The following is a 26,578-nucleotide window of genomic DNA, read 5'->3' as shown; positions in this document are numbered from 1 at the left end:
TAGTAATACCTGTATACTCTCCTATAAGATATCGCCGCTATTGATGAGAGCTCGGAAAACTGAAAAGTAGCTGACAGGGCTTTTACTTACTACCGCATAAAAGGAAGGGGGTGTTCTGGTTTCTCAAGTTGCAGCCATTTAATTTTTTTTAAGTGCTTAATTAATCTTTCTTCGTAAACTTCAAGGTCTAGAAGCACTTCGTAATAACCAAAGAACTTGTTTTTTTCGTTCAAGCGATTGATGTAATAAAATGCCCTTCTAATTAATTCTTCATCTTCATAATCAATCAAGACAGCTTTGTGACTTAGTAAATCATCAATTTGTTTATACATAACATCATAATGCGATTTTCGGACTTCACTCGCTTTATATATTACTTTTGATTTTGGATCCGGGTCGGGTGTATCCTTCGCCTCCCGAATCTTTTTTACATGGGTAGAGATAATTTTACGAAGATGTTTTTTCTGGTTTTGTTTTCTCCACCAGCTTCGAATGAGATGATATGCTCCAACGAGTACTACTAGGGGAAGACCTTGAAGCAATCCTATTTTAATCAATTCAGATGTAGATAATCCCATGTCGTAACTTCCTCCAGATAATTAGTTTCAAATTAACTTTACTCACTCGGCCGCTTATCAGTTAACCTTCCCGCCCTGTAATTCTCCCGGGCATCTATCCAGGCTTCCACGTCGGCGAGCCGCCAGCCCCGCGCCCTTGCGGAGAGCTTTACAGGCTCGGGGAATTCGTAATTATATAGATTACTCCCTTCTCTCCGCTGTTTCTTTCGAACTGATTTTTGTATCGGTAGAACAATTTCTACGTTTTCTTTTTCTTCTTCTCTTCCGCATTTTTCCCAAAAAACCTAATCACGATCTGTTAAATCTTTACGAGGAACTGCAGTACCGGAGTGCAGGCGAGGAAAGAATCTGTAAAGATATAATTCGAGAAATCAATGTCTTAGGTCAAACCAAAAACATAAGACCAATTTCTGAGGATGAGTTAATAGCTTGTCTCAAAAGACACGGCTCTTCGTATATGGACTTTAAATACTTCCATGTGGGCACAAAGGGAAAGTCGAATCGGAATAAGAGTTCCGTACTTTCAGACCGCGATCTAGATATTTTCTTCTGCTTCGCGTCGGCATTGATTTGCCTGAATACAGAAGAGATGGAAAAACGTGGCTTCGGTTTTCCGCCTATATGGCCAGTGCCGTAATCGAAAATGACAGAACGGTTGAAAGCCTTAAAGAAACGTGCCGATAGTGCATACTACATATCAGCCATTTTTCACGAGAAATAAAAACCGTGCTATGTCGACGGAAACTTTCTCCACCAGCGATGCTTTAGAAAACAAGATCATGTTATAAATCATCTTGCGAAACAGGAGCCCAGATTTGCCTAAGTGGAAGTTTAGCACGCATGTACTCAGGCAATTCAGCGTAGTTTTTGAAAAGCGCTTTCAGCAGATCATCCATCTGCCACAGACGGAGTTTGAAAAAATCGTCGTCAAGGTCCTTCCGTGCAGCTTTATTCACACCACCAATACTTACAAGCAATCCTGTCTGCGCCCCACTTTGAGAAACAGAACCTATAAGCTTGAGTACCACATCACGATTGGCTTCACCATCACTTGATTTGACCTGAACACAGATACGGTCCTCACCAAGGCCAAGAGTGCCTCCCGCGGCAAGGATATCGACTCCTCCGTCCGGTCCCGGAGGTGAAACTTTTGTCGTGTAGCCCTCGGTTTCGAGTATTTCCGCTACCAACTTGGCCAAGTCATGACCGGCAAATTGAGATTTGATCAGCGAAACAATTTGCTGATTTGCTACTTCTTCAATATCAACTTCGTATTCTTCAACATCTGATTCATCATCTACAATCTGAGTAGGAATGAGTCCTGGCTTGTCAAGAAGCGGACCTGGATCTCTTCCAGTTTCAAGAACCGCTAGCACGCGGTCAATAGCCCTGTTTCGTTTGATTTCGCAGACAGTCATAAATGCTCCAAATGAGTGGCGCAAGTCCTGCTTAAAATTATCGCGAGGTACGGATTCCTTATGCCATTTAATGGAACGCGAATTGGGAAAAATATCATTAGGGTCATCAATATAGTTGTAATCTCCAGTCACCTCACCAATTGCAATACCATCGGTAAGCTTGCGGGGCATAACCACCAAGTCACCTATCTGAATAATATTCACAAACCGGTGAAGTTGTGAAGCGTAATTCGCAATCCGATTCTTACTGCTACCGGGAAATATCTCTTCAAGCCGCCTAACAATCTCGCTACGATTCTTATTACTTAGGTCTCCGACTTCACTCCAGCCGACAAGTGCTTTGTTTTGCTCAAGGGCATCTAATTCACGCTCTCCTCGACTGCCGGAGCGAATAAGCCAGAGCCTTGGTTCTTTCTGCTTTTTAGCCACTTTTTTTCTCCAACCTCCTCTGTCGATCTAATACACGCTTTGACAAAACTATATCTGGGCAAACGATTATTCCAGACCTTGTAAAGTTTCCGTGGCCTACGTACCAATTACAAACTCAGGCGACGTATAGCAATCAATCTCAATTACTAATTATAGGGATAATGTTAGGCGTAAACAGCACCGCTTTGACGCTTTACGTCAGTCAAGATAGCAATGCTGTCCAAAATTCTAAGCTTATTTATTGATAAGCTCTATCTTGTCTTCAAGATTCGGTACAAGACACAGAAACTCAAAAGGCTCCTCGCCCTCAACTTCATACCAGTGGGGAACCCCGGCAGGAATAAAGACTACGTCATCCTTCTCGACTTCATAGACTTCGTCTCCGATCCCAATCCGCGCCTTACCACCAAGCACGTACTGCTCGTGCTCAACAGCGTTGGTATGAGCGGGGATATCGCCTCCAGGCTGCATAACAAATTTTCTCATCGCGAAATTCGGACCTTCCTCCGGACTGATGAGAACCTGCCTTGAAGTACCCTGCCCTGCTCCGATAATCGTACTCTCTACATCCCTAACTTTTTTTACGTACATAATGGTAGTGTAACACAGAAAAGACGGATTATCTTAGAAATATTTAGCGGCAATGTTGCCTTCCGCCGTGGCTATTTTACGAAAACCATCTCGTTGTCTTTATTCGGCAGAACCGACAAAATTTCAAAAGGTTCCTCTCCGTAAGCTTCATACCAGTGCGGCTCTCCGGCGGGAATAAACACCACGTCACCTTTTGCTACTTCATAGACCTGATCCCCGATTCCGACCCTTGCCCTGCCGTCAAGCACGTACTGCTCATGCTCGGAACCACTTGTATGAGCAGGAATGCCGCCCCCGGGCTCAATGACAAGCTTTCTCATAGAAAAATTCGGACCCTCCTCGGGGCCTATGAGCATCTGTCTTGAAACGCCGTTGGCCGACTCCAAGACCTCGCTTTCTATATCGTCTATTTTTTTTACATGCATGCGCTTTTACCTCCAGCTGATTCCGACTTTTGTTTATAGTATCCCATGATTCTAAATACAGATAATTTATTAAAATCGTATTTATCTTTCGTTTAATGCTGGTGAAGTCACATTAAACAGTAAACAGAACAGGAATCAAACGGGAAAAGCGTCGCAATGGAAATTCCGTCAACCGGTATATCGTATCGTTTTCCCCTGATATAAAACGAATTTCGCCACCCCGCATTTCTAAAAAATCGGTTTTTGTGTAGATTGATTAGACCGGACCGCAACGGTTCACCTGTTTGGAGAATAAATCCAGTGGCCGGGCCCGTACGACTGAGGCTTGTGAATCCCGCCAGGCCCGGAAGGGAGCAACGGTAGCAATAACCTCCGTGCGTTACGGATACCTGGTCGCTGGTTTTGATATCATGGCATACAGAGTACTCGCCCGCAAGTGGCGACCCCAGACTTTCGAAGATCTAGTCGGTCAGGAATTCCCAGCCGTAACGCTCAGAAACTCTATTGAATCCGAGAAAATAGCCCACGCCCTTCTGTTCGCCGGCCCCAGGGGAACGGGAAAAACATCTACGGCGAGAATCGTCGCGAAGGCCGTAAACTGCGAGAAAAAAGACAAGGGAAAGTACCCCTGCTCAACCGACCAGTGCTCAAGCTGCGAGGGTATATCAGAGGGAAAATCGCTTGACGTACAGGAAATCGACGCCGCCTCGCACACGGGCGTAGCCGACGTTCGCGAGATCATAGAGAGCGTAAAATACTCACCGGCTTCCGCAAGAAAGAAAGTCTACATAATCGACGAAGTGCACATGCTCTCCCAGTCGGCTTTTAATGCCCTTCTGAAAATAATGGAAGAGCCCCCAGAGCACGCGATTTTCATACTCGCTACCACGGAAGCGCACAAGGTTCCCCCGACCATAATGTCCCGCTGCCAGAGATACGACTTCAAGAAAATACCCATCGAGAAAATAAAGGAGTCGCTCGAGAAAATAACAAAGGCGGAGCGGATAAAAATCGACGCAGAAACCCTCTACCTGATCGCAAGGGAATCCGAGGGAAGCATGAGGGATTCCCTGAGCCTGCTTGACCAGCTCACGGTGTCTTTTGAAGACAAAATAACCCACAAGGACGTGATAAGCCTGCTCGGCATACCAGATAACGAGTCACTAAAAAGCATCCTTAGGTCCGTTTTCGCAAAAGAGCCCGCAAAATGCGTGGAACTTGTGCGAAACGCCGCCGCAAAGGGAATAAGCCCGAGGAGAATGGCCCAGGACATAATCTACATGTTCAGAAATCTCCTCTACCTGAAGATATGCGGCAAGGACTTTGTCTCTGATCTCTCACCGGATGAAAAAGATGAACTGGCCTCCTTGATAAAAGACGAGTCCACGGAGACCGTTGAGCTTCTTTTTAACGTAATGATTGACGGTGGAGAGAGAATACGCAGTTCCTTTTACCCGGAAATCGTGCTTGAACTCACGCTGGTCAAGATGAGCACGGTCGGAAAAGTCGAAAAAATAGACGACATTCTGAAAAGGCTTGAGATACTCTCTCCGCAAAAGTCTGGCGCGGAGAGAACTCCGGGTTCCCCGGGAAGAGAGAGAAAGGCTACGGAGCACATCCGGGAAAAACGGAAAGAAAAACCCGCAGAGAGAAAAAGCGAACAGATCAAACAACAAGACGAAGGGGGGGGACCGGAGAAGAAAACTTCACCACCTCCGACCGAGACAGAGACGGCGGGCGGCAGCCCCGGAAAACAGGAGATCGTTGACTTTGTAAACGGGAAAGACAACAAGTTTTTGGCGAAGAAACTCGCCCAAGCCCACCTGCTTGAAGTCAGCGGGAACCGGGTAAGTATAAAATTTCTTAAAAACGGCATCAACTATGAAAAAGACCTTAAAAAATCGAAAGAACTCAGAGAAATACTCAGAGAGATGCTCGGCGTCGAGAAAATAAGGCTCGAAATCGACACCGTAAACGAAGAGGGAATTAACGGAACCGGCAATGCTAAGAAAAAGCCTGATCCCGCGGAAGATGAGATAGTGAACTACGCCATCAGGCAGTTTGACGCAAGCGTGATAAAAAGAAAAAATCTAAGTTAGGGGTGAAAAAATGAAACTCGGCGGAAACATGAAAAACATCATGAAGCAGATGGGAAAGATGAAGGAGCAGATGGAGCGGCTTCAGAACGAGGCCGGAGAAAAGACCGTGGAAGCTTCTTCCGGGGGCGGAATGGTTACGGTTACGGCAAAGGCCAAGGGGGAAATATCGTCAATAGTCATAGAACCCGAAATAATAAGCGAAACCGACATCGAGATGCTCCAGGATCTTGTGACCGCCGCCGTAAACGAGGCCCTTTACAAGGGACAGGAGCTCATGAAAGACGAAGTCTCGCGCTTTACCGCCGGCATGGGACTTCCGCCAGGACTTATCTGAGATGAAAAGATCCGGCCTTCCTGAGCCGATTTCAAGACTCATAGAAGAACTATCTAAACTTCCGGGAATCGGCGAGAAAAACGCGACTCGCCTTGCATTTCACATATTCCGATCATCCGAAGGCTACGCGCGCAGCCTCGCAAGCGCGATAATCAGTACCAAATCCGACGTCAGCACGTGTCGCACGTGCTTTAATTTCACGGAGAAAGATCCGTGCGCGATTTGCGCCGACCCATCAAGAGACGGCCGCATTCTCTGCGTCGTTGAACAACCCCTCGACCTGCTCGCCATAGAGAGAAGCGGGGAGTTCCGGGGAAAATACCATGTTCTCCACGGAGTAATCTCTCCCCTGGAAGGCGTGGGCCCCGAAGATCTTCGGATAAAGGAGCTCGTTACAAAAGCTGGGCGGGATAACATAAAGGAAATAATAGTCGCGACGGGCACAAACGTAGAAGGCGAGGCAACCGCAGTCTACCTTTCAAGAACAATAAAACCGCTTGGGGTCAGAATCTCGAGAATAGCCTACGGAATACCCGTCGGCGGAGACATAGAGTTCATAGACGAACTCACGCTCGGCAAAGCGCTTCGGGACAGAAAGGAGATGTAGAGCGGCGTCTCATCCTCCGCCCGAGGCCTTTCTTGACACAACTATGGCCTCCAGAACAAGCCAGACGGCAAGAACAAGCATTATCGCCGAAAGGCTGAAAAGAAGAGTGTTGTCGAGAAAATACTTAAGGTTGAAGAATATCGAGGCCGTAGTCATGCCCACAAGGAAAACCATCGGCACAAGAGTATAGATAAACGGTTTTTTCAATCTTCTAAGATAAAGGGTTATCAGAAGCAGCGTAATTCCGGCTATGAGTTGGTTTGTCGCCCCGAAAAGAGGCCAGAGCAAGAATCCGCCTGATCCGGGTCCCTTGCCCGGGACCTGAGCGAAAAGTGCAAGCGCAAGGGGCGGTACTATGGCAAAAAAGGCCCCGATATACCTGTTCTTAAGGGCATTGATACCGTAGGCCTCTCCAAGCTCGCCTATAACAATCCTCTGTATCCTGGCCCCCGTATCAAGCGAAGTCGCCGCAAAGCTTATGACTATCACGCTTATAAGAGTGGTTCCGAGCACCTCGGGGATATGGATTGAGGTAAGAAAGGTTGAGGTTCCCATGACAAAATTCGCTATGCCGCCGCTCGATGCCGATTCCCACGAATGATAATGCTTAAGCCATTCGCTGCGTTCTATCCCGGCCGCAACCGCCAGGGTGGCTATCATGGCCAGAGTACCCTCCCCCAGCATCCCCCCGTAACCCACGAATCTTGAGTGCGACATCCTGTCAAGCTGCTTCGAGGTGGTGCCGCTTGCGACAAGGCCGTGGAATCCACTTACCGCCCCGCACGCCACGGTTATGAAAAGGAAGGGAAGCACGGGAAGTCCGTCGGCGACAAAGTTAATGGCCGGGGCTTGCATCTCAGGACGCGCTACCATTATCCCGGTTATAAGTATCGCGAGACCCACGAAAAGATGTATGCCGTTTATGTAGTCTCGCGGCTGAAGAAGCATCCACACGGGAAGAACCGAGGCCACGAAGGAGTAGACCATGAGAATGATTACCCATGTCACCACCTGGCTTCCCATAACCTCGGGAATCGTTAGGGGAAACTTGGTTCCCGCCCAGACCATGAAGTAAAGAAGCACAAGCGCGATTATCGAGGGCCAGAGGATGGACACCCCTTTTCTGTAGAAAAGAAACCCGAGTACAAGCGCTACCAGTATCTGGAAGTTCACTGGAAGAACGCTTGCGGGGAAACTGACGAAAAGAACCGAGATGGCGTAAGCGAAAACCGCTATCACGAAAAAGACCAGGAAGCAGACTATAAGAAGAAAAAGAGTTCTTCCCCGCGGGCTTATGAATATCCCGGCAAGGTCTCCGACTGATCTTCCCCTGTTTCTAGCCGAGATAACCAGAGCTCCGAAATCATGAACGGCCCCGATGAAGATCGTTCCAAACACGACCCAGATAATCGCCGGGACCCATCCCCAGAACACGGCTATGGCCGGCCCTATTATAGGCGCAGCTCCGGCTATGGACGCAAAGTGGTGCCCGAAAAGGACATGCTTGCCGGCGGGTACGTAGTCCACGCCGTCCCTCATCTGGTGAGCCGGCGTGGGTTCCCCGTCTTTTACCCCGTAGACTTTTTCGGAAATAAATTTTGAGTAATACCTGTACCCGAGCAGGTAAAGGGCTATTACTACTATCGCTATTGCGGCTGCGTTCATCCAAAACTCCCTGAAATCAGAAAATCGCAGGTTCAATCATTATAAAGAAAAAACCACGGGACAGAAACTGCACTACCCTCAACCGAAATTCTTCCGCATTAACAAAATACCCGCCTTGATTTACATAAAAAGGTTATGAAGCAAGTTGAAAAAGCAGGGGGTTCTGTTAGGTTAGAACGGTCTGTACAATCGAGATAGAGTTCAACAATTACAAGATCAGGTGCAACTCCTGAGGCGGCAAATAAGACAGGCGTCAAAACAGGTAAAAGAATTGCAGCATGTCCAAGATCTGAACCTCAGGCTAAGGCTAGAGTTAAAGGAATTCGAAAAACTTAATCCCCATGCGGTCTAACCCACTCAAAATTCAGAGAAACCGGACTTTTCGATTGCTGTGCCTTTACTTCACACTTGCCCTAGGCATGTCTGCGGAAGCTCAGGAGTCCATTACCGACGAATTTAGGGTCATGATCACAGACGGTCGTGAAGTCGTAGTGCTGCCCTCCGCGGCGACTTCTGCGCATATGCAATTGGAACTCGGTCCAATAAGCGGACGTTCGTATGAAACGACCTCGCAACGAGTTCACATCGTTTCATTTGACGGAGAGGTTTTTAGGGCCTCAACCCCTCTCGAAGGCAAATCATCGCGAATCGTCTTTGTCCCCTCTCAACGAAAGTTTGCTCAGATGCTTCCCAGTATTCGTGTCGAACTTGAGGATTACGCTAAACTGGATTTAATCTCTAAAGCAATCGGTGCCGAGAAAGCTACTTTCTTTGAAAAACTAGGCTTTTCCATTATCGACCTGCCGGATACAGTCCACCCCGTCGAGGCAATCGAACAATTGGAACAACTTCCCGAACAACCGAAAGCATCCATCCGCGTTCGCGGACCGAGAGTAAAGTGGCGATGACATCTCTCAGGTCTCTCACTTTCATATTTTTGCTGTTAGCAAGTGTGGGGTGCAGCAGTAATAACAAATCAGAACCCCCAGTGAATGTATCGCTTGTAGCGCCGACTTCCCCAAACATTCAGGAAGCTGAAAACCAAACGGTACGAGTTTTTATCTCACTCGATTCAAACACATCCACTAGATTAATGGTGCCGTTGAACTTTTCCGGTTCAGCAGAGCAAGACGCTGACTATACGGCCAGTGCCGATTCCATCATTGTGCCACCTAATGCGACATCCGCAAGCGTGGATATCGACGTATTCAGGGACTTCGATCTGGAGGGCGACGAAACCATAACTGTTAGCTTGGGTGAAATTGAAGGAAACGGTAAAGCCGGCACAATGTCCAGTATCAGTTTTACCATCATCGACGGCGAGGCAGTGACCGTCGATAAAGCCCCAAAGGAAAATGGGGCCAACCTTGTACTCCTGAACACGCAGTACATTATTACCGAAGAGTCAATTGATTTTGCGGTCGTGGTGTTGAATTTCTCGGATCAAAACGTGGCACCCACTAAATTGTTCGCAGAATGGTCAAGTGACATGGATTTTGAAACCGATGTTCATTCGCTCGGTATTGTCGATATTCCCGCATTTGTTTCCGGCGAGGAGAAGTTTCCTCAACCTTACGAATTTAGTCTGCCGTTAAGCAATCTGGCACCAAACGAAACCTACTATATTAGGGTCTATCTAGACGAGGTTCCGGAAGAAGCAATCGAGCAGATATTTGATAACGTTCTCCTGTTTGGATTTGCGACGAATGCTGAAGGGAAGGTAGTCACGCGATGTGAAGCGCCGGTGAGAGCAGCCAGCGGTACCGAGGATCCATTATTCAGAGAGCAATGGCATTTAAAAAACAGCGGACAGTCCGGATTTGCGAACAACAATGGCGTCGCAGGAGCTGATCTGCAAATGACCGAAGCCATTAGCAACGGTCAAAATGGCGACGGTGTGAAATTGGCGGTCGTCGACAGCGGACTAGAGATTTGCCATCCCGATTTGGCTGCAACCGTTGAAGAGGGCAAATCATTTAATTACGCCTTTCAAAATAGCGCAGGTTCGTTTCCCACTGATCCATTTAATCACAGCGTACTCGGGGATCACGGCACAAGTGTTGCCGGCGTAGCCGCGGCAGTGGCAAACAATGGCCTTGGAGGGCGTGGCGTGGCACCGGGCGTTAAGCTTCGAGGATTCAATCTTGGCACCACCCTCGAGGCTGATTTCGAAGCCGAACTCTTGAGCAGTTTAGGGGGAAGCAGCAGCAATCCGGATTCGGCCAGCGCGCATATATTCAATATGAGCTTCGGATCCGAGGTGCCCTCAGAAAATTCAGAAGAAGATTTTGTTAACCTCGTGAAAATGGGGACGACAGATCTTCGGTCTGGTCGAGGCGCGCTTTATGTAAAGGCGGCGGGCAATGAATTCGGCGTATGCGAAAATCCGCATCCTATCAATATCGAAATCGGATGCGTGGGTAGCAACTCGGATCCAGACCAGAATCTGCCTTATCTGATTAATGTGGGAGCGTTTAACGCTAGAGACGTCAAGTCTTCTTATTCGAGCGCAGGCGCCAATTTATGGGTCGTTGCTCCGGGTGGGGAAGATGGCGAAGAACAGCCGGCCATCATCACCACGGATCAAATTGGAGTTCATGCGGGATTTAGCAAAATTCCCGTTAATTCACTGACTACTGACCATCGATCTAACTTGGACGGTGATTACTTCGGCGGTTTTGGCGGCACTTCATCCGCAGCGCCCGCTACTTCCGGAGCTATCGCCATCCTGCTTGGCGTAAACCCTGATTTGACGTGGCGTGACGTAAAACATATCTTGGCTACTTCGGCACGAAAAATCGATCCGGACATAAAAGAAGTCCGAGCGGCTTTCAACGGCAAACCGTACATAGCGCAACATGCCTGGCAGACAAATGCCGCAGGGTACTCCTATCACAACTGGTATGGCTTTGGCGCGGTCTCCGTTGATGATGCAATCATTATGACAAACGGCTATACCCCCAACAGCCTGGGGGAATTCGTTGAATCCCGATGGTTCCCAGCGGCAGATAATTCAAACTTGTCCTTAGCCATTCCAGACGAAGACGGCGCTGGAGTCACGCATACTCTGACGGTTACAGATTTACCAAATACCGCTAACATCGAAGCCGTAATTCTGGATATCACAGTAAATCACGGATATGGCTCCGATTTAGGTGTTAAATTAACCTCTCCGAGCGGCACTGAAAGCATCGTGAATGCGCCATTCAATGTGATTCTCGACGAATTTCCCGGAATGCGGGACTGGCAATTGATGAGCAACGCGTTCTACGGAGAAAAACCTAACGGCACATGGACAATTCAAGTTGCTGATCTGGCCGCCGATCATACAGGTAGTCTGGAATCATGGCGACTTCGCTTTTACTACGGGGACCATCCCTAGAAAAGCCGCAGACTATATAGGACGAAGATGACTCGAACGGAAAGGCTATTGCTTTCTTGTCAGGTGAAATTCTTGCGCATGTGCTCGCTCACCTCATCCCACCTGCCGTAAAGAGCAGAGAGCTTCTCCTCAAGTTCGCCAAGCTGCCTTGTTTTTTCTTCCCAGTTAGTGCCTTGGGGGGAAGTCTCAGGGTTCGCAAGAAACTTTTCCGTATCCTCTTTTTCAGTCTCGCATTCTGATATTCTGCTCTCGAGATCCAAAAGGGCATTTTCCATCTGCTTTCTCGAAAGAAGCCTCCAGTTCTCCATGTTCTCTATCCCCTTTTCTCGAAGTTCCCTGTAAAGCCGGTTGCGCCGCTCGGCCTCAAGGGCCTTTGCGGTTTTTTTCTTCGGTTCGTCGTCCTGCACTTCGCCGAGCGCCTGTTCGTTACTGGATTCGCGGGCCTTTCTCTCGAGAAATTCCGAGTAATTACCGATAAATGTCTCAACCCCTCCCCCTTCCACGTACCATATCCTGTTTACGAGGCTGTCAATGAAATACCTGTCGTGGCTTATCAGCAGAAAGGTGCCGGAATACTCCTCGAGAGCGCGGCGAAGCACTTCCCTGGAAGCCATGTCAAGGTGGTTTGTGGGCTCGTCAAGAACCAGAAAATTAGAGCGGGAAACCAGAATCTTGAGAAGGGACAGGCGGCTTTTCTCGCCACCTGAGAGAACAGAAACTTTCTTGGTTATGTCAGAAGCACTGAAAAGAAACGAGCCCAGAAGCGTTCTCGCCTCGGTCTGAGAGAAAAGAGGATAAGATTCGATGAACTCTTCGTAAACCGTGTTCTGCGGATTGAGCATTTCGTCCTGGTTCTGCGCATAATAGCCGAGAGTCACGTTATGACCGAGGCGGCTTTGGCCTGAGAAGTTCTCCACGCCCGCCACCATCTTGCAGAGGGTGGTTTTTCCCTCGCCGTTTCTCCCGGTAATCGCTATCCTGTCTCCCCTCTCAACGCGAAGCGCGGGGCAGTCTCGAAAAACGATGTTTCTCGGGCCGCCGGGAGTTTCATACTCTTTTGAGAAATCGCTTATTTCGTAAACCACGCGTCCCGCGCGCTCGGGAGCGGGAAAATCAAACTCAAGGGTTCTTTGGGTCTCTGAGGGTTGCGGGACGGACTCCATTTTCTCAAGCATCTTTATCCTGCTCTGCACCTGCCTCGCCTTTGAAGCCTTGTACCTGAAACGCTCTATGAATCGGCGCTGTGCACGGAGTTTTTTCTCCTGATTCTTCGCGGTTGCCTCCGCGACAGCCGTAATCTGCTCTTTTCTCTCAAGGTAAGAAGAATAATCTCCCCGAAACTCCCTTATCGCCCCGCCGTCAAGCTCAGCTATCGTGTCAACCATGCGGTCAAGCAGGTATTTGTCGTGGGATACCAGAACCACGGTTCCGCGGTAGCTTCCAAGGTACCCTTCAAGCCACTCGATGCTTTTTATATCAAGATGATTCGTCGGCTCATCGAGAAGAAGTACGCTGGGTTCCAGAAGAAGTATCCTCGCGAGCTCAACCCGCATTTTCCAGCCGCCTGAAAGAGAAGAGACTTTCCGGGAGAGATGCTCTCCCGTAAAACCCAGTCCGAAAAGGATTTTCTCGGCTTCGTGGATGGGTTTTTCGGAGTTATCTTCACCGCTTCCGCGGTCGCTCGCACGGGCCGCCGAAAGGATCGTGAGATCGCCCGTGTGTGAATCCATTATCTGCGGAAGATAACCCACTGTTAACGCCCCCGGAACGGAAACACCCCCTTTTTCCGGTTCTAGGAGTCCCATAACGATCTCAAGCAGCGTGGTCTTGCCCGAGCCGTTTGGACCCACAAGCCCGTATTTTCTTCCTTTTTTTATGCTCCATTCAAGATTCAGGAAAAGATCCTTTCCCAAAAAAGAATGGCTTATTCCCGACAAGCTTATCATCTCGACAAAAACGAAAAGAAACCTGATACTATTTTCCGGCGATGCATGCTTAATTCACCTGTTTCGGATAATGAAGACGCAGAAAAAGCTATCTAAAAAATCGGCGGCATTCCATATATGCCGTTCAATAACCGAGGTCGAAAAAAAAGAATACGATTCCATTCAGCCCGATAACAACCCTTTTTTCGAGTTCGATTTTCTTTTCGCCCTTGAGAAATCGGGATGCGTGGGTCCGGGCACCGGATGGGAACCGCGCCATCTTCTGCTTCGCGAGGGGAAAAAGCTCGTCGGGGCGGTTACGTTCTATCTGAAAACCGATTCCTACGGCGAGTACATATTCGACTGGGAGTGGGCACGGGCATACCAAGACGCGGGACTTAGCTACTATCCTAAGGCGGTCGTTGGGGTACCGTTCACCCCGACAACCGGCCCGAGAATAATCGTGCGCGGGGACTACGATTACAAAACATGCGGGCGGGCACTTGTAGAGAAACTGGTTGAGATATGTTCCCTTAAGAGCCTCTCTTCAGTGCATTTTCTATTCGTAACGGCAGAGGAACAGGAACTGCTTTCTGACTGCGGGTTTCTCTCAAGGCTCACCCACCAGTACCACTGGCGTAACTCGGGCTACCTATGCTTCGACGACTTTCTCGGAGACCTGCGCTCGGGGAGAAGGAAACAGATAAGGAAAGAAAAACGCCGCCTCGGGGAACTGGGCATAGAGGTCGAAGTGCTCGAGAAAGAACAGATACGCCGCGAGCACATCGATTCCATATGGGAATTCTACGTCGACACCAGCTCAAGAAAATGGGGAAGCGCCTATCTTAACAGGGAATTTTTCGACCTGGTGTTTGAGACGTACAGGGAAAAGACGGTTTTGATGATCGCCCGGGCGAACGGGCGTCCTGTTGGAGGCACCATCAATTTCAGAAAAGGCGACAAGCTTTACGGAAGATACTGGGGATGCAACGTCGAGGTGCCGTATCTTCACTTTGAGTGCTGCTACTACAAACCGATAGAGTTTGCCATAAACAGCGGAATAAACGTTTTTGAAGCAGGAGCCCAAGGCGAGCACAAGTTCCTCCGCGGCTTTGAAGCGGTGCCCGTTTACAGCTCCCATCTCTTTTTCAATCCGGGGGCGCAGAGATCCATAGACAACTTCCTTCGGGGAGAAAGACCTTACATGCGCTCGCTCATCTCGGAGTACAACCGCCACTCCCCGCTTAAGCGCGCCCGCAGTGGCAAATCCCAACAAAAAATCGTATAATATATTCGCCATGTCTGAGCACGAAAACCCGACTCATACACAGGATCCCAAACAGGTCGTAAGGGAGGATATCCGCGTAAAAAGGCCGGATATGTATCTCATAGTCCTCCTGAACGACGATTACACGCCGAGGGATTTCGTAGTTTGGGTTCTGATGAAGGTGTTTTTCAAGAACGAAAACGACAGCAGGAGGATAATGCTTGAGGCTCACACGAAGGGGAAAAGCGTCGTCGACTGCTACACGTACGACATAGCTACCACGAAGGTGAAACAGGTAAAGAATCTTGCGGAAAAATACGAACATCCGCTAAAATGCATACTTGAAGTTCAGAAGGCGGACAGCTGACATGGTAGCATCTGAAGAACTCGAAAAAACCCTTTACCGGGCTTACCAGCAGGCAAAGAACCGCAAGCACGAGTTCATTACCCCGGAGCACATACTCCTTGAACTCACCAGAGACAAAGTCGCGGCGGAGGTGCTCATAGAGTGCGACGTCGACACAGAACTTCTCGCAAACGACGTAGAGGAGCACCTAACTAAAAACATATCCTCAGTCGATTCTCCCCATCTCCCGGAACCGACCTACTCCGAAGGAAGCAAGTACATCTTCAGGGTGGCTTCGATGCATGCCGAAAGCGCGGAGAGAAAGGAAATAACCGGGGCCAACATACTGGTTGCCATGTTCAGGGTTCCCGAATCGCACGCTGTGTACTTCCTTAACCGCCAGGGACTTACCCGTTTTGCCGTCGTAAAGCAGGTATCCCACGGAAAAGGCGAGAAACCCGAAGAACAGCAGGAGAGAACTCCTGGCAGCAAGGAGCAGCCGAAGGAAGCGAAAAAAACTGAGACCAAAAACCCCCTTGAGCTTTACTGCACGGACCTGATCGAAAAAGCCCGAAACGGGAATATCGACCCGCTGATAGGAAGAGAAAAAGAGGTCCAGAGGATAATCCATATTCTGGGCAAGAGAAAGAAAAACAACCCCGTGCTCGTCGGAGACGCGGGAGTGGGGAAAACGGCGATCGTGGAAGGGGTGGCTCATCGGGTCGTCTCGGGAGAAGTTCCCGAAGTCATGAAAGACCTCCAGATACACCTCCTAAACATAGGAACCCTCACGGCCGGAACAAAATACAGGGGAGACTTTGAGGAAAGACTGAATGCGGTCATAGACGAAACCAAGAAGGATCCGAACAACGTGCTCTTCATAGACGAGATCCACACGGTCATAGGCGCCGGGGCGGTTTCCGGCGGAAGCCTTGACGCGTCTAACATGCTGAAGCCCGCCCTTGCCGGAGGAGACATAAAATGCATAGGGACTACGACGCTTAAGGAGTACAGGATCATCTTCGAGAAAGACCACGCGCTTTCAAGAAGATTTCAGAGAATAAGCGTGGACGAGCCGTCGGTTGAGGACTGCGGAAAAATCCTGTTCGGACTAAAGCGCCACTACGAGAACTATCACAACGTGAAATACTCCCGGGGAGCGATAAAGGCGTGCATAGAACTCTCCGACAGATACATAATGGACAGAAAGCTTCCGGACAAGGCGATTGACATAATGGACGAGGCCGGCGCCGCGGTGAAGCTTCGCAATCCTGATCCCGAGGTAACTAGGCAGGTAAAAGTGTCCGACATGGAAAAGCTTGTGGCGAAGGTCGCTAAAATACCCACCAAGTCGGTAAAAGTCGAAGACCGAAATCTTCTCCACGGCCTCGGGGATAATCTTAAGAAATTCATCTACGCTCAGGACGAAGCCATAGATAAGCTCGTAAACGCCATACAGATGTCGCGCGCCGGCATAAGCGAGCCGGAAAAACCCGTGGGTTCTTTCATGTTCTCGGGACCAACTGGAGTCGGCAAAACGGAACTCGCGAAGAAGCTCGCGGAGCTTCTGGGAGTCGAATTCATACGTTTCGACATGAGCGAATACATGGAAAAACACACCGTCTCCCGCCTTATAGGCTCGCCGCCGGGATATGTCGGCTACGATCAGGGAGGACAGCTTACAGAAGCCATATACAAGTCTCCCCACTGCGTCCTTCTGCTCGATGAAATCGAAAAGGCGCACGAGGACATATACAACATACTGCTCCAGATAATGGATCACGCGACGCTTACGGATTCAAACGGAAGGAAGGTGGACTTCCGCCAGGTAATTGTGATTCTCACGACAAACACCGGTTCAAGGGAAAGCATGAACAGGAACGTCGGCTTTGCGAAAAAAGAGTTTGAGGACAAAAGCGGAGAAGCCATAGACAGGTATTTCTCCCCCGAATTTCGAAACAGGCTGAATGAAATCATCAGGTTTAACGCTCTTGATATAGAGATAGTAGAGAGAATAGTAGACAAGATGATCGGAGAGCTTCAGCAGAGGCTCGTCCCGAAAAAAGTAACGATCAGCCTTACGCCCGAGGCAAGACTTTTCCTCGCCCGCAGGGGCTACGATCCCCAGCTGGGCGCAAGACCCGTTCAAAGAGTAATAAACTCCGAGATAGCGGAGAAGCTTTCAAAGGAAATTCTCTTCGGAGAACTCTCAGGCGGCGGCAAGGCGATTTTCTCCGTCGAGGGGGAAAATATAGTTCTCCAGGCAGAGTCGGACTGAGCCTCTCCCGGAGCGTGCGCCGCGGCGACGCGCGGCTAGAAAACCCATGATCTCCATACGTGAAAGCGCAAACAAGATGGTTCAGTACGTTCTTCCGGAACACTCGAACAACCACGGGACCCTGCACGGGGGGATACTCATGGACTGGATCATGCTTACCGGCAGCATCACGTCCTTTAAGTTCGCAAACGGGCCAGCGGTTCTCGGAGCCACAGACAGCATAGATTTTCTTAACCCGGTAAAAATCGGGGAGATAGTAGTTCTTGAAAGCTGGGTTGAGCATGTCGGAGACTCGTCCATCGAAGTCGCGGTACGCGTGCACTCAGAAGACGGCGAGACCGACGAAAAGAAACTCATAACCCTCTCCTACATGGCCTTTGTCGCAGTAGACGAAGGCATAAAACCGAGAAAGATAGAAGCGAAGCTCGGTGCATCCAGCACTGTTGAGCGGGAACTCATAGCCCGGGCCGAGGAAAGAAAAGTGCGGAGACTTCCCGAATTAAAAAAAAGGAAAAGCAACGTCTCCAACATAGCGGACGAGACGGAAAACACGAGGCTTATTTTCAACACCACCAAGATGGTACTCCCGGAAGACGCCTTTTACGGAAAATTCATGTCCGTCGGAAAGCTCATGAAGTATATTGACGAAAGCGCAGCTATTCTGGCGAAAAGATTCGCCAAGGGAGTTCTGGTTACCGGGTCTCTTGACGATCTTTTCTTCTACTCCCCGCTTAACGTGGGAAATCTGATCGAATTCAAGGCGGGTATCACATATGTAGGGAGCAAGTCGCTTGAGCTTGCGATCAAGGTCGATTCGTATGATACCGAGTCCGGAGAATCATCCCACGCGTGCACGGCGTTTCTTACTTACGTGAGAGTTGATAAAGCCGGAAACCCCATTGCGGTCCCGGAATTCACCCCTGAGACTCCCTATGAAATCCGTCTCTGGAAAGAAGCGGAGAAAAGGAAGGAAAGAAGAAAACAGAGGGTGAAAAGAGCCAGGCGCTTCGCCGATGACTACCTTAACGAATACAAAAAAGTGAGCTCAAGATCAAAGGAAAAAAGTTGATTGTCCTCCCCGGAGGACTCAGAATCTGTTTTTTTCCCGTCCTCGGAGTAAATACGCGGGCACGGCAGGGCAAATGAGGGAAGAAAGAAAAAACCAGGCGATAGGGATCTTTGATTCGGGAATAGGAGGGCTTACTGTCTCAAAGGAGATAATGAATCTTCTTTGCGAAGAGAATATCGTGTATCTCGGTGACACAGCCCGGGTTCCCTATGGTACGAAATCCCGAAGGACCGTAAGAAAATACGTTGAAAGCACGACGAACTTCCTTCTCTCGAAAAACATAAAACTTCTGGTCGTGGCCTGTAACACGGCATCCGCGTACGCAATAGAGATGCTCAAAGAAAGCCTGGAAATTCCCGTCGTTGGAGTTGTGGAGCCTGGGGCTAAAAGAGCTTCGGAACTCACCGTCAACGGAAAAATAGGAGTCATAGGAACTCAGGCAACCATAAAAAGCGGCTCCTACGAGAAAAAACTGAGGGAGTTCTCCTCCTCTCCGATCGAGATATACTCAAAACCCTGCCCGCTTTTCGTTCCGCTGGCCGAGGAAGGATGGGAAAATGACGAGACCGCCGCTCTCGTGGCCGAGAAATATCTTGGAGACCTGAGAAAATCAGAAATAGACGTGCTGATACTCGGCTGCACCCACTACCCTCTTCTTAAAAACACTATCGCCGGAGTCATGGGCGAAGCGATAAGGCTTGTCGATTCGGCGGAAGAGACCGCAAAGCAGACTGAAAACATACTGAGGACCCAGGGACTTCTCAGAGAAAACGGCAAAGCGCGGGAAATGTCGTTTTACCTTACCGATGATTCGGAAACCTTTACATCAATCGCGTCGAGGTTTCTCGGCAAGCCCATGGAAAAAACAGAAGTTGTCGATATAGTGTGACGACTGACGCGGCTTACTCGGACAGGGCTTTTTTGAGTTCTTCTGTAAGCGGAGGAAGTACTTGGAAAAGATCTCCGCAGATTCCATAATCCGACTTCGCGAAGATCGGAGCTTCGGGATCCTTGTTTATGGAAACTATTACTTTTGATGAGCCCATGCCGGAGAAATGCTGTACTGATCCGGATATGGCAACCGCGACGTATAGAACGGGAGAGACCGCCTTTCCTGTCTGGCCGACCTGCATGTCGTAAGGACAGTATCCCGCGTCGACCGCGGCTCTTGTTGCCCCCGCAGCTGCGCCCAGCAGGTCCGCGAGATCGTATATGTGATTGAAGTTCTCCTCGCTCCCAAGACCCCTGCCCCCGGAAACCACCCTCTCGGCCTCGGTAAGCTCGGGCCGGTCAGACTCCTTGGTTTTCATCTCAAGCACTTTGATCTTTATGTCGGCATCCGTAACTCCCGTATCCTCGTTTACTAACTGTCCCGCACCGGTGGATTCCTCTTCCTTAAAGGAATTAGGTCTTACTGTGGCGATCATCGCGCTTCCATCACCGCTGAATTCCTGGGTGGATATCGCTCTGCTTGAGTGGGAATACCTCTTTATCTTCAGTCTTCCGTCATCGGTCATGCCTATGTCAACGCAGTCCATGGCAAGCCCCGAGCCCACACCCGAAGCGACCCTAGGCATGTAATCCTCCGCAAAGGCCGTGTTGCCAGAGAGCACAACCGCGGGAGAGTGTTTCTTTATAAGTTCGCAAAGGGACTTTACGTAACCGTCGGGATTAAAATCCTTGAGGTTGGGATTGTCGACCACATAGATTTTCTCCGCTCCGTAGCTTGCAAGCTCAGAAGCCTTGTCCGAAACGCCGCTTCCGAGCAGTACCGCGCAGACCGGACCCCCAAGTTTTCTTCTGGCCTCGGAAAGAACCTCAAACGTCACTTTTCTTATCTGTCCGTCAGCCTTGATATCAGCAACAACCCAGATTTCACTACTCATTTAATTCAAGCCTCCTAGCGATACTTTCTGATAAAACAATCCCGGATATCCCGGATCATATGACCTTCGCGTCATCTCTCAAAAGTTTAACGAGTTCCCTTGCGGACTCGGCAATCTCATCTCCCTTGACCGTGGTCTCGTCACTTCCCTTTATTATTCTCAGTTTTCTCTCCACCTCGGGAACCTCAAGACTCACGGTTTTTATCTTTGCCCCTGACTTACCCACTGCATCCCTTCCAATACCAAGAGAACCAAAATCCACTTCATCGAGGGAAACTACCTTCATCGGTTTTCTCTTCGCTTTCATTATGTTCGGAACTGACGCGTAGCGGGGCTCGTTCATGGCGTCTGGACAGGTTATAAGGGCCGGGAGGGAAACCTCGACGGAAACGCTTCCACCATCAATCTCTTTCTGGCAGACAAGCTTTTTCTCATCCGGCTTTACGTCAATCACTTTGCTTACAAGCGCAAGATGCGCAATTCCCAGTTCTTCGGCTATCTGTATGCCAATCTGCACGGATTCCTCGTCAATAATCTTCATCCCCGTGAAAATCAGGTCTACCCCTTCAATCTTTCCAAGTTCCGAAGCGACAAGCTTCGAAATGACTAGGGAATCCACGGTTTCCCCGAGAGCTTCATCCGAAACATGCACCGCGGAATCGGCACCCATTGCAAGCCCCTGAAGCAGTGCCTGCGAAGCGCGTTGCGGGCCCGCCGTGATCAGAATAACTTCACCCCCGTATGCTTCCTTGGTCTTAATGGCTTCCTCAACGGCGAACTCATCGTAGGGATTCATGATCCACTTCATGCCCTCTGTGTCTATGGAATCGCCGGAGGAACCGACTTTTATTCTTGCTTCAGTGTCCTGCGTCTGTGTTATAAAAACCACTATCTTCACTTGGTACTACCTCCATGCTGGACTGATTTAATCGAGATGTAAATCTTAAGGAAAAAGCAGCAGAAAAGCTGACTCTGACTCCTTGCTAAGCGTATGATTATAAATACTAGGGAGTTGCTGTCAAGGACAGGAAGCACTCCTAGAGAGAGTTGTTTCCTAGACAAAAACCGGATTTCCATTCACACTGCGTATGCCCGGAATATCTTTGTCCCAGAACTCAGGATCTCCGCTATAGATCAGTTCGATCCAGATAGCGAATATCCCAGAGTCCGTACAACGTGGGAGTTATGTCGCCAAAGACGTTTCGGACGGCACTCAGCCGTTCGGAACGTGTCGTGTAGATAAGCGGCACGTTCTCGGCCGCGATCTCCTGAGCGCGGTGGTAGAGCGCCACGCGCTTGCTACGGTCCAGTTCCTGACTGGCTCTCACGTAAAGGTCGTCAATTTCGGCCTCCCAGTCCGTCGCCGGCTGTAATTGGTTCGGATACCAAAGGTGAAAGCCCTCGCTGCTGTGCCATAAACCAATGCCGCTATGCGGGTCCGCTCCGCCAGTGAAGCCAACCACAACGGCTTCCCAGTCATAGGACTCTGTCAACCGGGAGACGAATGGTTTCCACTCGATCAGTCTGAAATCCGCCCTGATGCCGATCTCCTCGAGACCCTGTTGGATGATCATTCCAACCCTTTCACGTACACTGTTTTGGGTGTTGGTTATCATTGAGAACTCAATCGTATTGCCCGCATCGTCTTCGCGAAACCCGTCCCCGTCGACATCCATCCAACCGAGATTATCGAGAATGCGGTTGGCTTCGGCGAGGTCGTACTCGTAGCGCCGCACGTCGGGATTGTGGAAGTCACCCGCGGACGGACTGATCGAGGACCACTGCGGGGACCCGAGTCCGTGCTGTACGTCGCGGATGATCGCATCTTTGTCCACGCTGTGTGCGACAGCCTGGCGAAACTGCGTGTTCTGGAACCACTTAAGCCTGTTCGGCGGAACGTAGTTCTGCCCCGTGTCCTGATTCACGCCGGGGTTCATGTTGAAGACCAAAAATGTTGACCCAAAACCGGGACCTCTTTTGTAGATCGTGAAGTTTCCCTCCGCCTGCAGCGGTTCAAGTTCCGCGAACTCCTCACCCAGCACGCCATGAACATCTGTCTCTCCGGCCTTGAACTTGGCGAGTTCGGTCTTCAAGTCGGGAACGATAAGTTGAACGATTTTGTCCAGGTACGGCAGGCTGCGACCCTCATCATCCCTAAGCCAGTAGTTCGGGTTGCGGCGCAGGACCACGCGGTCGCCCGGGACGTAGCGCTCGATGGTAAAGGGGCCGGTGCCGACGACCTCGGTCGGGTCAGTGTCGATATTCCACACTTCGTCAAAGGTGCCACTATCCACATATTGTTCAAGAATATGCTTGGGATAGATCGCAGTACCCATGGAACGAAGGAAGGGAGCAAACGGCACCGGTAGAACGCACTGGACAGTATAGTCGTCAAGCGCCGTAACAGTCATCCTTGCTTCCGTCCAAGCGCCGGTAGTTTCATCCAGAAACCGGAAGTTAAACGCCGCAGCGGCACTTGCCCCGATCTCCTCGTTGTAAATGATGCGGTTGAAGGTGAAGTCCACGTCGTGCGCCGTAAAAGGTGCTCCGTCGTGCCACGTCACGTCCTCGCGCAGGGAGAAAGTCCATGTCAGACCGTCATCCGAATGTGTCCAGGACTCGGCTAGCGCCGGTTCAACTTGGTTGGTCAGCCACGAGGTCTCGGTTAGGCCCTCGAAGAGATACCCCAAGACACCCGACGATGCCGCGTCCTTCGCGAGGGCGAGGTTCAGGGTAATCGGTTCGGAGATAGTGGCAAACGTTAGTGTTTTTTCGTCGGAACTATCGTCCAAGCAAGCAAGCAACGACAGCACTGCAAAAGCCGCAAGGGCGACGAGAAAGACGCCGACCCGGCCACATGACTTCTGCCATCGCCTTTGTGAGTAGGCAACGCAACCCGCCCCCTCAGGTTCACGACATGAAGGATTGCCAGTGCCAATAGAATCTTGAGAATTTCGCCAGTTAAACATATCTGCTTCCTCCATCTTCAAGCTATTGATCTTATACTAAAACAAAACCCGTTACAACTTCATGCGCTTAGAGTGTTTCGAGATCAAGCTGCCCAGTTCAGTGCCAATCAGAAGCTAAGCGTTATATCAACTTTGTCAGATGCCGTTTAGACGTGAGGTCAGATGTGCAACGCCCAGAGATACTAGTGAAAACACGCTTGCCATTCGGCTCTCAGACATCTTCAGATTACTCTACTGAGCAAAAATTCTCAGCAGGGCAATTCACACCAATTAGCAGATTGCTTGACCCGTGATGTTGCCGCCATATTATGGTATAGACTTATATAAAAATGAATCGGCACGTTTTTCGATCCCAGAAAGGAGGCCCGAAGATGAAGATCGCTGTTGGAAGTGATGAAAAAAACGCTCTAACCGACGAGGTAATAGAGGAGCTTCGCAAAAGAGATATGGAAGTTGAACTCTTTGGACCTCTTGCGGACGAGAACGTCGAGTGGGCCGAAGTCGCAGAACAGGTGGCCGAGAGGGTTTCCGAAAATGAATGCGACCAGGGGATCCTGTTCTGCTCGACGGGAACAGGGGTAAGCATCGCCGCGAACAAGGTTCCCGGAATAAGGGCGGCTCTGTGCACGGACTCAAAGACGGCCGCTGGCGCGCGCATGTGGAATGACGCGAACATACTCGCCATGAGCCTGCGCCTTGTATCCCCTGACGTGGCGAAGGAAATTCTCGACGCGTGGTTCCAGAGCGAACCGGATCCCTCTGAGAAGGAAAACATAGAAAAAGTAGCCGGGATCGAATCCAAGCACCGCAACCGGGCGGACTGATCGGAAAATGGAAAGAAAAGAAGAATACAACGTCGCAATAGCCGGCGCCACGGGTGCCGTGGGACAGGAAATGATGCAGATACTCGAGGAGAGAAATTTTCCCGTGGGAGAACTGCGCCTTCTCGCCTCCGAGCGCTCCCGAGGGAGAAAATACAGTTTTTGCGGAAGAGAGATAACCGTTTCAGTACTGGGCGAGGACTCCTTTCGTGGCATAGACATAGCTCTTTTCTCCGCAGGCTCCGAGAGAAGCAGAAAATACGCAGACTGCGCCGTCGCGAGCGGAGCGGTGGTTATTGACAACAGTTCGGCGTTTCGGATGGATCCCGAGATTCCCTTGGTAATACCCGAGATAAACCCCCAAGCAGCCGCGCTTCACGAAAAGAAAGGTATAGTTGCCAACCCCAACTGTACGACCGCGGTAGCCATTATGGCGATTAAGCCCATTCATGACGTATCAAGAATAAAAAGGGTGGTGGCGACGAGTTTTCAGGCGGTCTCGGGAGCGGGAGCCGGTGGAATAGCGGAACTCGAAAGCCAGGTGCGAAGCTGGTCTGAGAGCGAAGAGCCCCCGCAGGAAACAAACACGTTTCCCCACCAGATAGCCTTTAACGTGATTCCGCACATAGACTCTTTTACGGAAAGCGGCTACACAAAAGAAGAAATGAAGCTTCACAACGAAACGCGCAAGATACTGGGCGATGATTCCATAGTCCTCACGGCGACGACCGTTAGGGTTCCGGTTTTCCGGTCCCACTCGGTCTCGCTTAACCTGGAAACGGAAGAAAAAGTCACTGTGGAAGAGGCAAAGGAGGCCATAAGGAATTTCCCCGGGGTCTCGCTCGTTGACGACCCGGAAAACTTCGACTACCCGATGCCTGTTGAAAGTTCTGGGAAAGACGACTGCTTTGTCGGAAGAATCAGGGAGGATTACACGGTCAAAAACGGTCTTTCCCTGTGGGTGAGCGGAGACCAATTAAGGAAGGGTGCGGCTCTTAACGCAGTGCAGATAGCGGAGCTTCTGGTTAGAAACCATGTCTGAAACAGGTATTTTGAAAAAGCTTTCGGATTTTTTTCTCGCACCGCCGAAGATCGACTCCGATGAACTCAGGGAGCTGCTCGGGGAAGACGATTCCGTGCTGCTCACGGTCCAAGCCCTCAGTTGCACGTACAAGCCGAGGGCCTGGGTAGACAGAAACACTTTTTTCAGAAGCATCCTGATGCTTACGAAAAAGAGGGTCCTGATACTTAAAAACAGTTCCAAAGTGAACGTTCTTCGGGACATAGAGCTTGACACCATAACGCATCACAAGTTCGGTTCCACCAGAAGTAAAGGACTCAAGCTTGAAATAAAAACAGTCGACGCGGAAGACTCAATAATGTTTCATCAGCAGTACAGAAAAGAGTATGAAGAGCTTTCCGGCAAATTCGAAGAGGCAATGGCGCAGGCTCTTGAACTTTCCGCGGGAGGTGGAGAAACTCTTTTCTGCATGCATTGCGGGGTAAAAATTCCCGCGGCAAGCGTCTTCTGTTCTTCCTGCGGGAAGAAAGTTAGAGTATAGCCTCTTGGGACGGAGAAGAAATTGATACGCGGTTCTATAGTAGCGATAGTAACGCCGTTTAAAGACGGCGCCGTTGACTACGGGCGGCTCGAAGAGTTAATAGAGTTCCACATAGAGAGCGGAACTCACGGTATAGTTCCGGTCGGAACCACCGGGGAATCCCCCACCCTGTCTCACGCAGAGCACGAAGAAGTAATAAAATTCACCGTGGATACCGTAAAGGAAAGGATTCCCGTGGTCGCGGGCACGGGATCAAACAGCACCGAGGAAGCCTTGCGACTCACCAAATTCGCAGAAAAGGCCGGTGCGGATGCGGCCCTGGTGGTGACCCCTTACTACAACAAGCCCACCCAGGAAGGCATCTATCGCCATTTCCGCACCATTGCCGACGAGACTTCTGTTCCCCTGATACTCTACAACGTGCCTAGCCGTACGGTCGTAAACATAGAACCGGAAACCATGGAGAGACTCTTTTTCGACTGCGAGAGCATAATCGGCATCAAGGAAGCCTCAGGCTCGCTTGAGCAGGCAAGCAGAATCATTTTTCTCTGCGGAGAGGACTTGGTCCTTCTCTCGGGAGACGACGCGGTCAACTATCCTCTTCTAGCAGTCGGGGGCAAGGGGTTTATAAGCGTAACGGCGAACATAGCCCCCACGGACGTATCGGAAATGTACAATTCTTTTGCCAAGGGGGAATTTGAGAAGGCTAAGGAGCTTCACTATCGCCTTCTTCCGCTTAGCAGAGTTCTCTTCGTGGAATCAAACCCGATACCCGTAAAGGCCGCCTTGGCTGTCATGGGAAAAATCGGCCCCGAGATAAGAGCCCCGCTTTATGAGCTTTCTGGAGAAAATCTCGAAAAACTGGAAAGGGAACTTAAAAGCTACGGGATTACTTAACACGAAAATTGCCTGATTCAGACTGTCTTC

The 26,578-nt window shown here is 50.0% G+C and carries 24 protein-coding genes and 1 other RNA gene; 15 read left to right on the top strand and 10 right to left on the bottom strand.

Going from position 1 to position 26,578, the window contains the following annotated elements; genetic code table 11:
* Positions 1-89: 89 nt before the first annotated feature.
* The 5 genes from F4X55_02385 to F4X55_02365 form a co-directional block, all read right to left on the bottom strand.
* Positions 90-578 carry a hypothetical protein gene (locus F4X55_02385; protein ID MYC39853.1) on the bottom strand — a complete coding sequence of 163 codons (489 nt, stop codon included), beginning with the start codon at positions 576-578 and terminating at the stop codon, positions 90-92.
* A gap of 38 nt (positions 579-616) precedes the next feature.
* Positions 617-814 carry an AlpA family phage regulatory protein gene (locus tag F4X55_02380; GenBank protein MYC39852.1) on the bottom strand — a complete coding sequence of 66 codons (198 nt, stop codon included), beginning with the start codon at positions 812-814 and terminating at the stop codon, positions 617-619.
* A 546-nt stretch (positions 815-1,360) separates the two neighbouring features.
* The gene (locus tag F4X55_02375) at positions 1,361-2,425 is read right to left on the bottom strand and encodes a restriction endonuclease (protein MYC39851.1); all 1,065 of its coding nucleotides are present in this window, start codon (positions 2,423-2,425) and stop codon (positions 1,361-1,363) included.
* A gap of 234 nt (positions 2,426-2,659) precedes the next feature.
* Entirely contained in the window at positions 2,660-3,016 is a 357-nt protein-coding gene (locus tag F4X55_02370) for a cupin domain-containing protein (protein ID MYC39850.1), read from the bottom strand.
* A 71-nt stretch (positions 3,017-3,087) separates the two neighbouring features.
* Complete coding sequence (locus F4X55_02365) at positions 3,088-3,441, bottom strand: cupin domain-containing protein (GenBank protein MYC39849.1); 354 nt, start codon at positions 3,439-3,441, stop codon at positions 3,088-3,090.
* Positions 3,442-3,742: 301 nt separating this feature from the next.
* Here F4X55_02365 and ffs point away from each other — a divergent pair.
* From ffs to recR, 4 genes are all read left to right on the top strand, one after another.
* An RNA gene (ffs, locus tag F4X55_02360) (signal recognition particle sRNA small type) lies at positions 3,743-3,840 on the top strand.
* Positions 3,841-3,851: 11 nt separating this feature from the next.
* Positions 3,852-5,540, top strand: coding sequence for a DNA polymerase III subunit gamma/tau (gene dnaX, locus F4X55_02355; protein ID MYC39848.1), 1,689 nt, complete (start codon positions 3,852-3,854; stop codon positions 5,538-5,540).
* A 10-nt stretch (positions 5,541-5,550) separates the two neighbouring features.
* Entirely contained in the window at positions 5,551-5,874 is a 324-nt protein-coding gene (locus F4X55_02350; protein ID MYC39847.1) for a YbaB/EbfC family nucleoid-associated protein, read from the top strand.
* 1 nt (position 5,875) lies between these two features.
* Positions 5,876-6,481 carry a recombination protein RecR gene (recR, locus tag F4X55_02345; protein MYC39846.1) on the top strand — a complete coding sequence of 202 codons (606 nt, stop codon included), beginning with the start codon at positions 5,876-5,878 and terminating at the stop codon, positions 6,479-6,481.
* 9 nt (positions 6,482-6,490) lie between these two features.
* On the opposite strand, the gene F4X55_02340 is transcribed toward recR, so the two are convergent.
* A complete protein-coding gene (locus tag F4X55_02340; GenBank protein ID MYC39845.1) occupies positions 6,491-8,146 on the bottom strand; it encodes a carbon starvation protein A in 1,656 nt (551 codons plus the stop codon).
* 419 nt (positions 8,147-8,565) lie between these two features.
* Between F4X55_02340 and F4X55_02335 the strand changes: the two genes are divergently transcribed.
* Together F4X55_02335 and F4X55_02330 are read left to right on the top strand one after the other, a co-directional pair.
* Positions 8,566-9,054: a hypothetical protein gene (locus F4X55_02335; GenBank protein MYC39844.1), complete on the top strand. Its 489-nt coding sequence runs from the start codon at positions 8,566-8,568 to the stop codon at positions 9,052-9,054.
* Positions 9,051-11,528, top strand: a complete 2,478-nt coding sequence (locus F4X55_02330) for a S8 family serine peptidase (GenBank protein MYC39843.1) — start codon at positions 9,051-9,053, stop codon at positions 11,526-11,528. The genes F4X55_02335 and F4X55_02330 overlap by 4 nt, the downstream gene beginning before the upstream one ends.
* 59 nt (positions 11,529-11,587) lie before the next feature.
* On the opposite strand, the gene F4X55_02325 is transcribed toward F4X55_02330, so the two are convergent.
* A complete protein-coding gene (locus F4X55_02325; protein ID MYC39842.1) occupies positions 11,588-13,474 on the bottom strand; it encodes an ABC-F family ATP-binding cassette domain-containing protein in 1,887 nt (628 codons plus the stop codon).
* A gap of 70 nt (positions 13,475-13,544) precedes the next feature.
* Here F4X55_02325 and F4X55_02320 point away from each other — a divergent pair, with 70 nt between their 5' ends.
* The 5 genes from F4X55_02320 to F4X55_02300 all read left to right on the top strand — a co-directional run bounded on the left by F4X55_02320 (position 13,545) and on the right by F4X55_02300 (position 19,302).
* On the top strand, positions 13,545-14,741 hold the full coding sequence (locus F4X55_02320) for an N-acetyltransferase (GenBank protein MYC39841.1): 1,197 nt from the start codon (positions 13,545-13,547) through the stop codon (positions 14,739-14,741).
* 10 nt (positions 14,742-14,751) lie between these two features.
* Positions 14,752-15,087 (top strand): ATP-dependent Clp protease adaptor ClpS, encoded by a 336-nt coding sequence (locus tag F4X55_02315; protein ID MYC39840.1) that lies wholly within the window; start codon positions 14,752-14,754, stop codon positions 15,085-15,087.
* Position 15,088: 1 nt separating this feature from the next.
* The gene (gene clpA, locus F4X55_02310; protein MYC39839.1) at positions 15,089-17,344 is read left to right on the top strand and encodes an ATP-dependent Clp protease ATP-binding subunit ClpA; all 2,256 of its coding nucleotides are present in this window, start codon (positions 15,089-15,091) and stop codon (positions 17,342-17,344) included.
* A gap of 46 nt (positions 17,345-17,390) precedes the next feature.
* Positions 17,391-18,413, top strand: a complete 1,023-nt coding sequence (locus F4X55_02305; protein MYC39838.1) for an acyl-CoA thioesterase — start codon at positions 17,391-17,393, stop codon at positions 18,411-18,413.
* A 73-nt stretch (positions 18,414-18,486) separates the two neighbouring features.
* On the top strand, positions 18,487-19,302 hold the full coding sequence (locus F4X55_02300) for a glutamate racemase (protein ID MYC39837.1): 816 nt from the start codon (positions 18,487-18,489) through the stop codon (positions 19,300-19,302).
* A gap of 13 nt (positions 19,303-19,315) precedes the next feature.
* On the opposite strand, the gene F4X55_02295 is transcribed toward F4X55_02300, so the two are convergent.
* The 3 genes from F4X55_02295 to F4X55_02285 all read right to left on the bottom strand — a co-directional run bounded on the left by F4X55_02295 (position 19,316) and on the right by F4X55_02285 (position 23,283).
* The gene (locus F4X55_02295; GenBank protein MYC39836.1) at positions 19,316-20,299 is read right to left on the bottom strand and encodes an electron transfer flavoprotein subunit alpha/FixB family protein; all 984 of its coding nucleotides are present in this window, start codon (positions 20,297-20,299) and stop codon (positions 19,316-19,318) included.
* A 55-nt stretch (positions 20,300-20,354) separates the two neighbouring features.
* On the bottom strand, positions 20,355-21,197 hold the full coding sequence (locus F4X55_02290; protein ID MYC39835.1) for an electron transfer flavoprotein subunit beta/FixA family protein: 843 nt from the start codon (positions 21,195-21,197) through the stop codon (positions 20,355-20,357).
* A 229-nt stretch (positions 21,198-21,426) separates the two neighbouring features.
* Entirely contained in the window at positions 21,427-23,283 is a 1,857-nt protein-coding gene (locus F4X55_02285) for an ABC transporter substrate-binding protein (GenBank protein ID MYC39834.1), read from the bottom strand.
* Positions 23,284-23,639: 356 nt separating this feature from the next.
* Here F4X55_02285 and F4X55_02280 point away from each other — a divergent pair, with 356 nt between their 5' ends.
* From F4X55_02280 to F4X55_02265, 4 genes are read left to right on the top strand one after another with little or no spacing between them, the layout of a single operon-like run.
* Complete coding sequence (locus tag F4X55_02280; protein ID MYC39833.1) at positions 23,640-24,092, top strand: RpiB/LacA/LacB family sugar-phosphate isomerase; 453 nt, start codon at positions 23,640-23,642, stop codon at positions 24,090-24,092.
* 7 nt (positions 24,093-24,099) lie between these two features.
* A complete protein-coding gene (locus F4X55_02275) occupies positions 24,100-25,131 on the top strand; it encodes an aspartate-semialdehyde dehydrogenase (protein MYC39832.1) in 1,032 nt (343 codons plus the stop codon).
* Positions 25,124-25,651 carry a zinc ribbon domain-containing protein gene (locus F4X55_02270; GenBank protein ID MYC39831.1) on the top strand — a complete coding sequence of 176 codons (528 nt, stop codon included), beginning with the start codon at positions 25,124-25,126 and terminating at the stop codon, positions 25,649-25,651. Before F4X55_02275 ends, F4X55_02270 begins: the two co-directional genes overlap by 8 nt.
* 21 nt (positions 25,652-25,672) lie before the next feature.
* Entirely contained in the window at positions 25,673-26,548 is an 876-nt protein-coding gene (locus F4X55_02265; protein ID MYC39830.1) for a 4-hydroxy-tetrahydrodipicolinate synthase, read from the top strand.
* Positions 26,549-26,578 lie beyond the last annotated feature (30 nt).

The organism is Candidatus Dadabacteria bacterium (assembly GCA_009840385.1).
GTDB classification, from domain to species: Bacteria; Desulfobacterota_D; UBA1144; order Nemesobacterales; family Nemesobacteraceae; genus Nemesobacter; species Nemesobacter australis.
The sequence above is the reverse complement of the archived record's forward strand: the minus strand, read 5'-3'. Positions and strand labels throughout refer to the sequence as shown.

Coding starts and splice junctions, on each gene's coding strand:
- F4X55_02330 (MYC39843.1), top strand. CDS start 9,051: ATGACATCTCTCAGGTCTCTCACTTTCATATTTTTGCTGTTAGCAAGT.
- F4X55_02350 (MYC39847.1), top strand. CDS start 5,551: ATGAAACTCGGCGGAAACATGAAAAACATCATGAAGCAGATGGGAAAG.
- F4X55_02305 (MYC39838.1), top strand. CDS start 17,391: ATGATCTCCATACGTGAAAGCGCAAACAAGATGGTTCAGTACGTTCTT.
- F4X55_02335 (MYC39844.1), top strand. CDS start 8,566: ATGTCTGCGGAAGCTCAGGAGTCCATTACCGACGAATTTAGGGTCATG.
- F4X55_02295 (MYC39836.1), bottom strand. CDS start 20,299: ATGAGTAGTGAAATCTGGGTTGTTGCTGATATCAAGGCTGACGGACAG.
- F4X55_02280 (MYC39833.1), top strand. CDS start 23,640: ATGAAGATCGCTGTTGGAAGTGATGAAAAAAACGCTCTAACCGACGAG.
- F4X55_02370 (MYC39850.1), bottom strand. CDS start 3,016: ATGTACGTAAAAAAAGTTAGGGATGTAGAGAGTACGATTATCGGAGCA.
- F4X55_02270 (MYC39831.1), top strand. CDS start 25,124: ATGTCTGAAACAGGTATTTTGAAAAAGCTTTCGGATTTTTTTCTCGCA.
- F4X55_02285 (MYC39834.1), bottom strand. CDS start 23,283: ATGGAGGAAGCAGATATGTTTAACTGGCGAAATTCTCAAGATTCTATT.
- F4X55_02385 (MYC39853.1), bottom strand. CDS start 578: ATGGGATTATCTACATCTGAATTGATTAAAATAGGATTGCTTCAAGGT.
- clpA (MYC39839.1), top strand. CDS start 15,089: ATGGTAGCATCTGAAGAACTCGAAAAAACCCTTTACCGGGCTTACCAG.
- F4X55_02340 (MYC39845.1), bottom strand. CDS start 8,146: ATGAACGCAGCCGCAATAGCGATAGTAGTAATAGCCCTTTACCTGCTC.
- F4X55_02325 (MYC39842.1), bottom strand. CDS start 13,474: ATGATAAGCTTGTCGGGAATAAGCCATTCTTTTTTGGGAAAGGATCTT.
- F4X55_02315 (MYC39840.1), top strand. CDS start 14,752: ATGTCTGAGCACGAAAACCCGACTCATACACAGGATCCCAAACAGGTC.
- F4X55_02365 (MYC39849.1), bottom strand. CDS start 3,441: ATGCATGTAAAAAAAATAGACGATATAGAAAGCGAGGTCTTGGAGTCG.
- F4X55_02300 (MYC39837.1), top strand. CDS start 18,487: ATGAGGGAAGAAAGAAAAAACCAGGCGATAGGGATCTTTGATTCGGGA.
- F4X55_02275 (MYC39832.1), top strand. CDS start 24,100: ATGGAAAGAAAAGAAGAATACAACGTCGCAATAGCCGGCGCCACGGGT.
- recR (MYC39846.1), top strand. CDS start 5,876: ATGAAAAGATCCGGCCTTCCTGAGCCGATTTCAAGACTCATAGAAGAA.
- F4X55_02320 (MYC39841.1), top strand. CDS start 13,545: ATGAAGACGCAGAAAAAGCTATCTAAAAAATCGGCGGCATTCCATATA.
- dnaX (MYC39848.1), top strand. CDS start 3,852: ATGGCATACAGAGTACTCGCCCGCAAGTGGCGACCCCAGACTTTCGAA.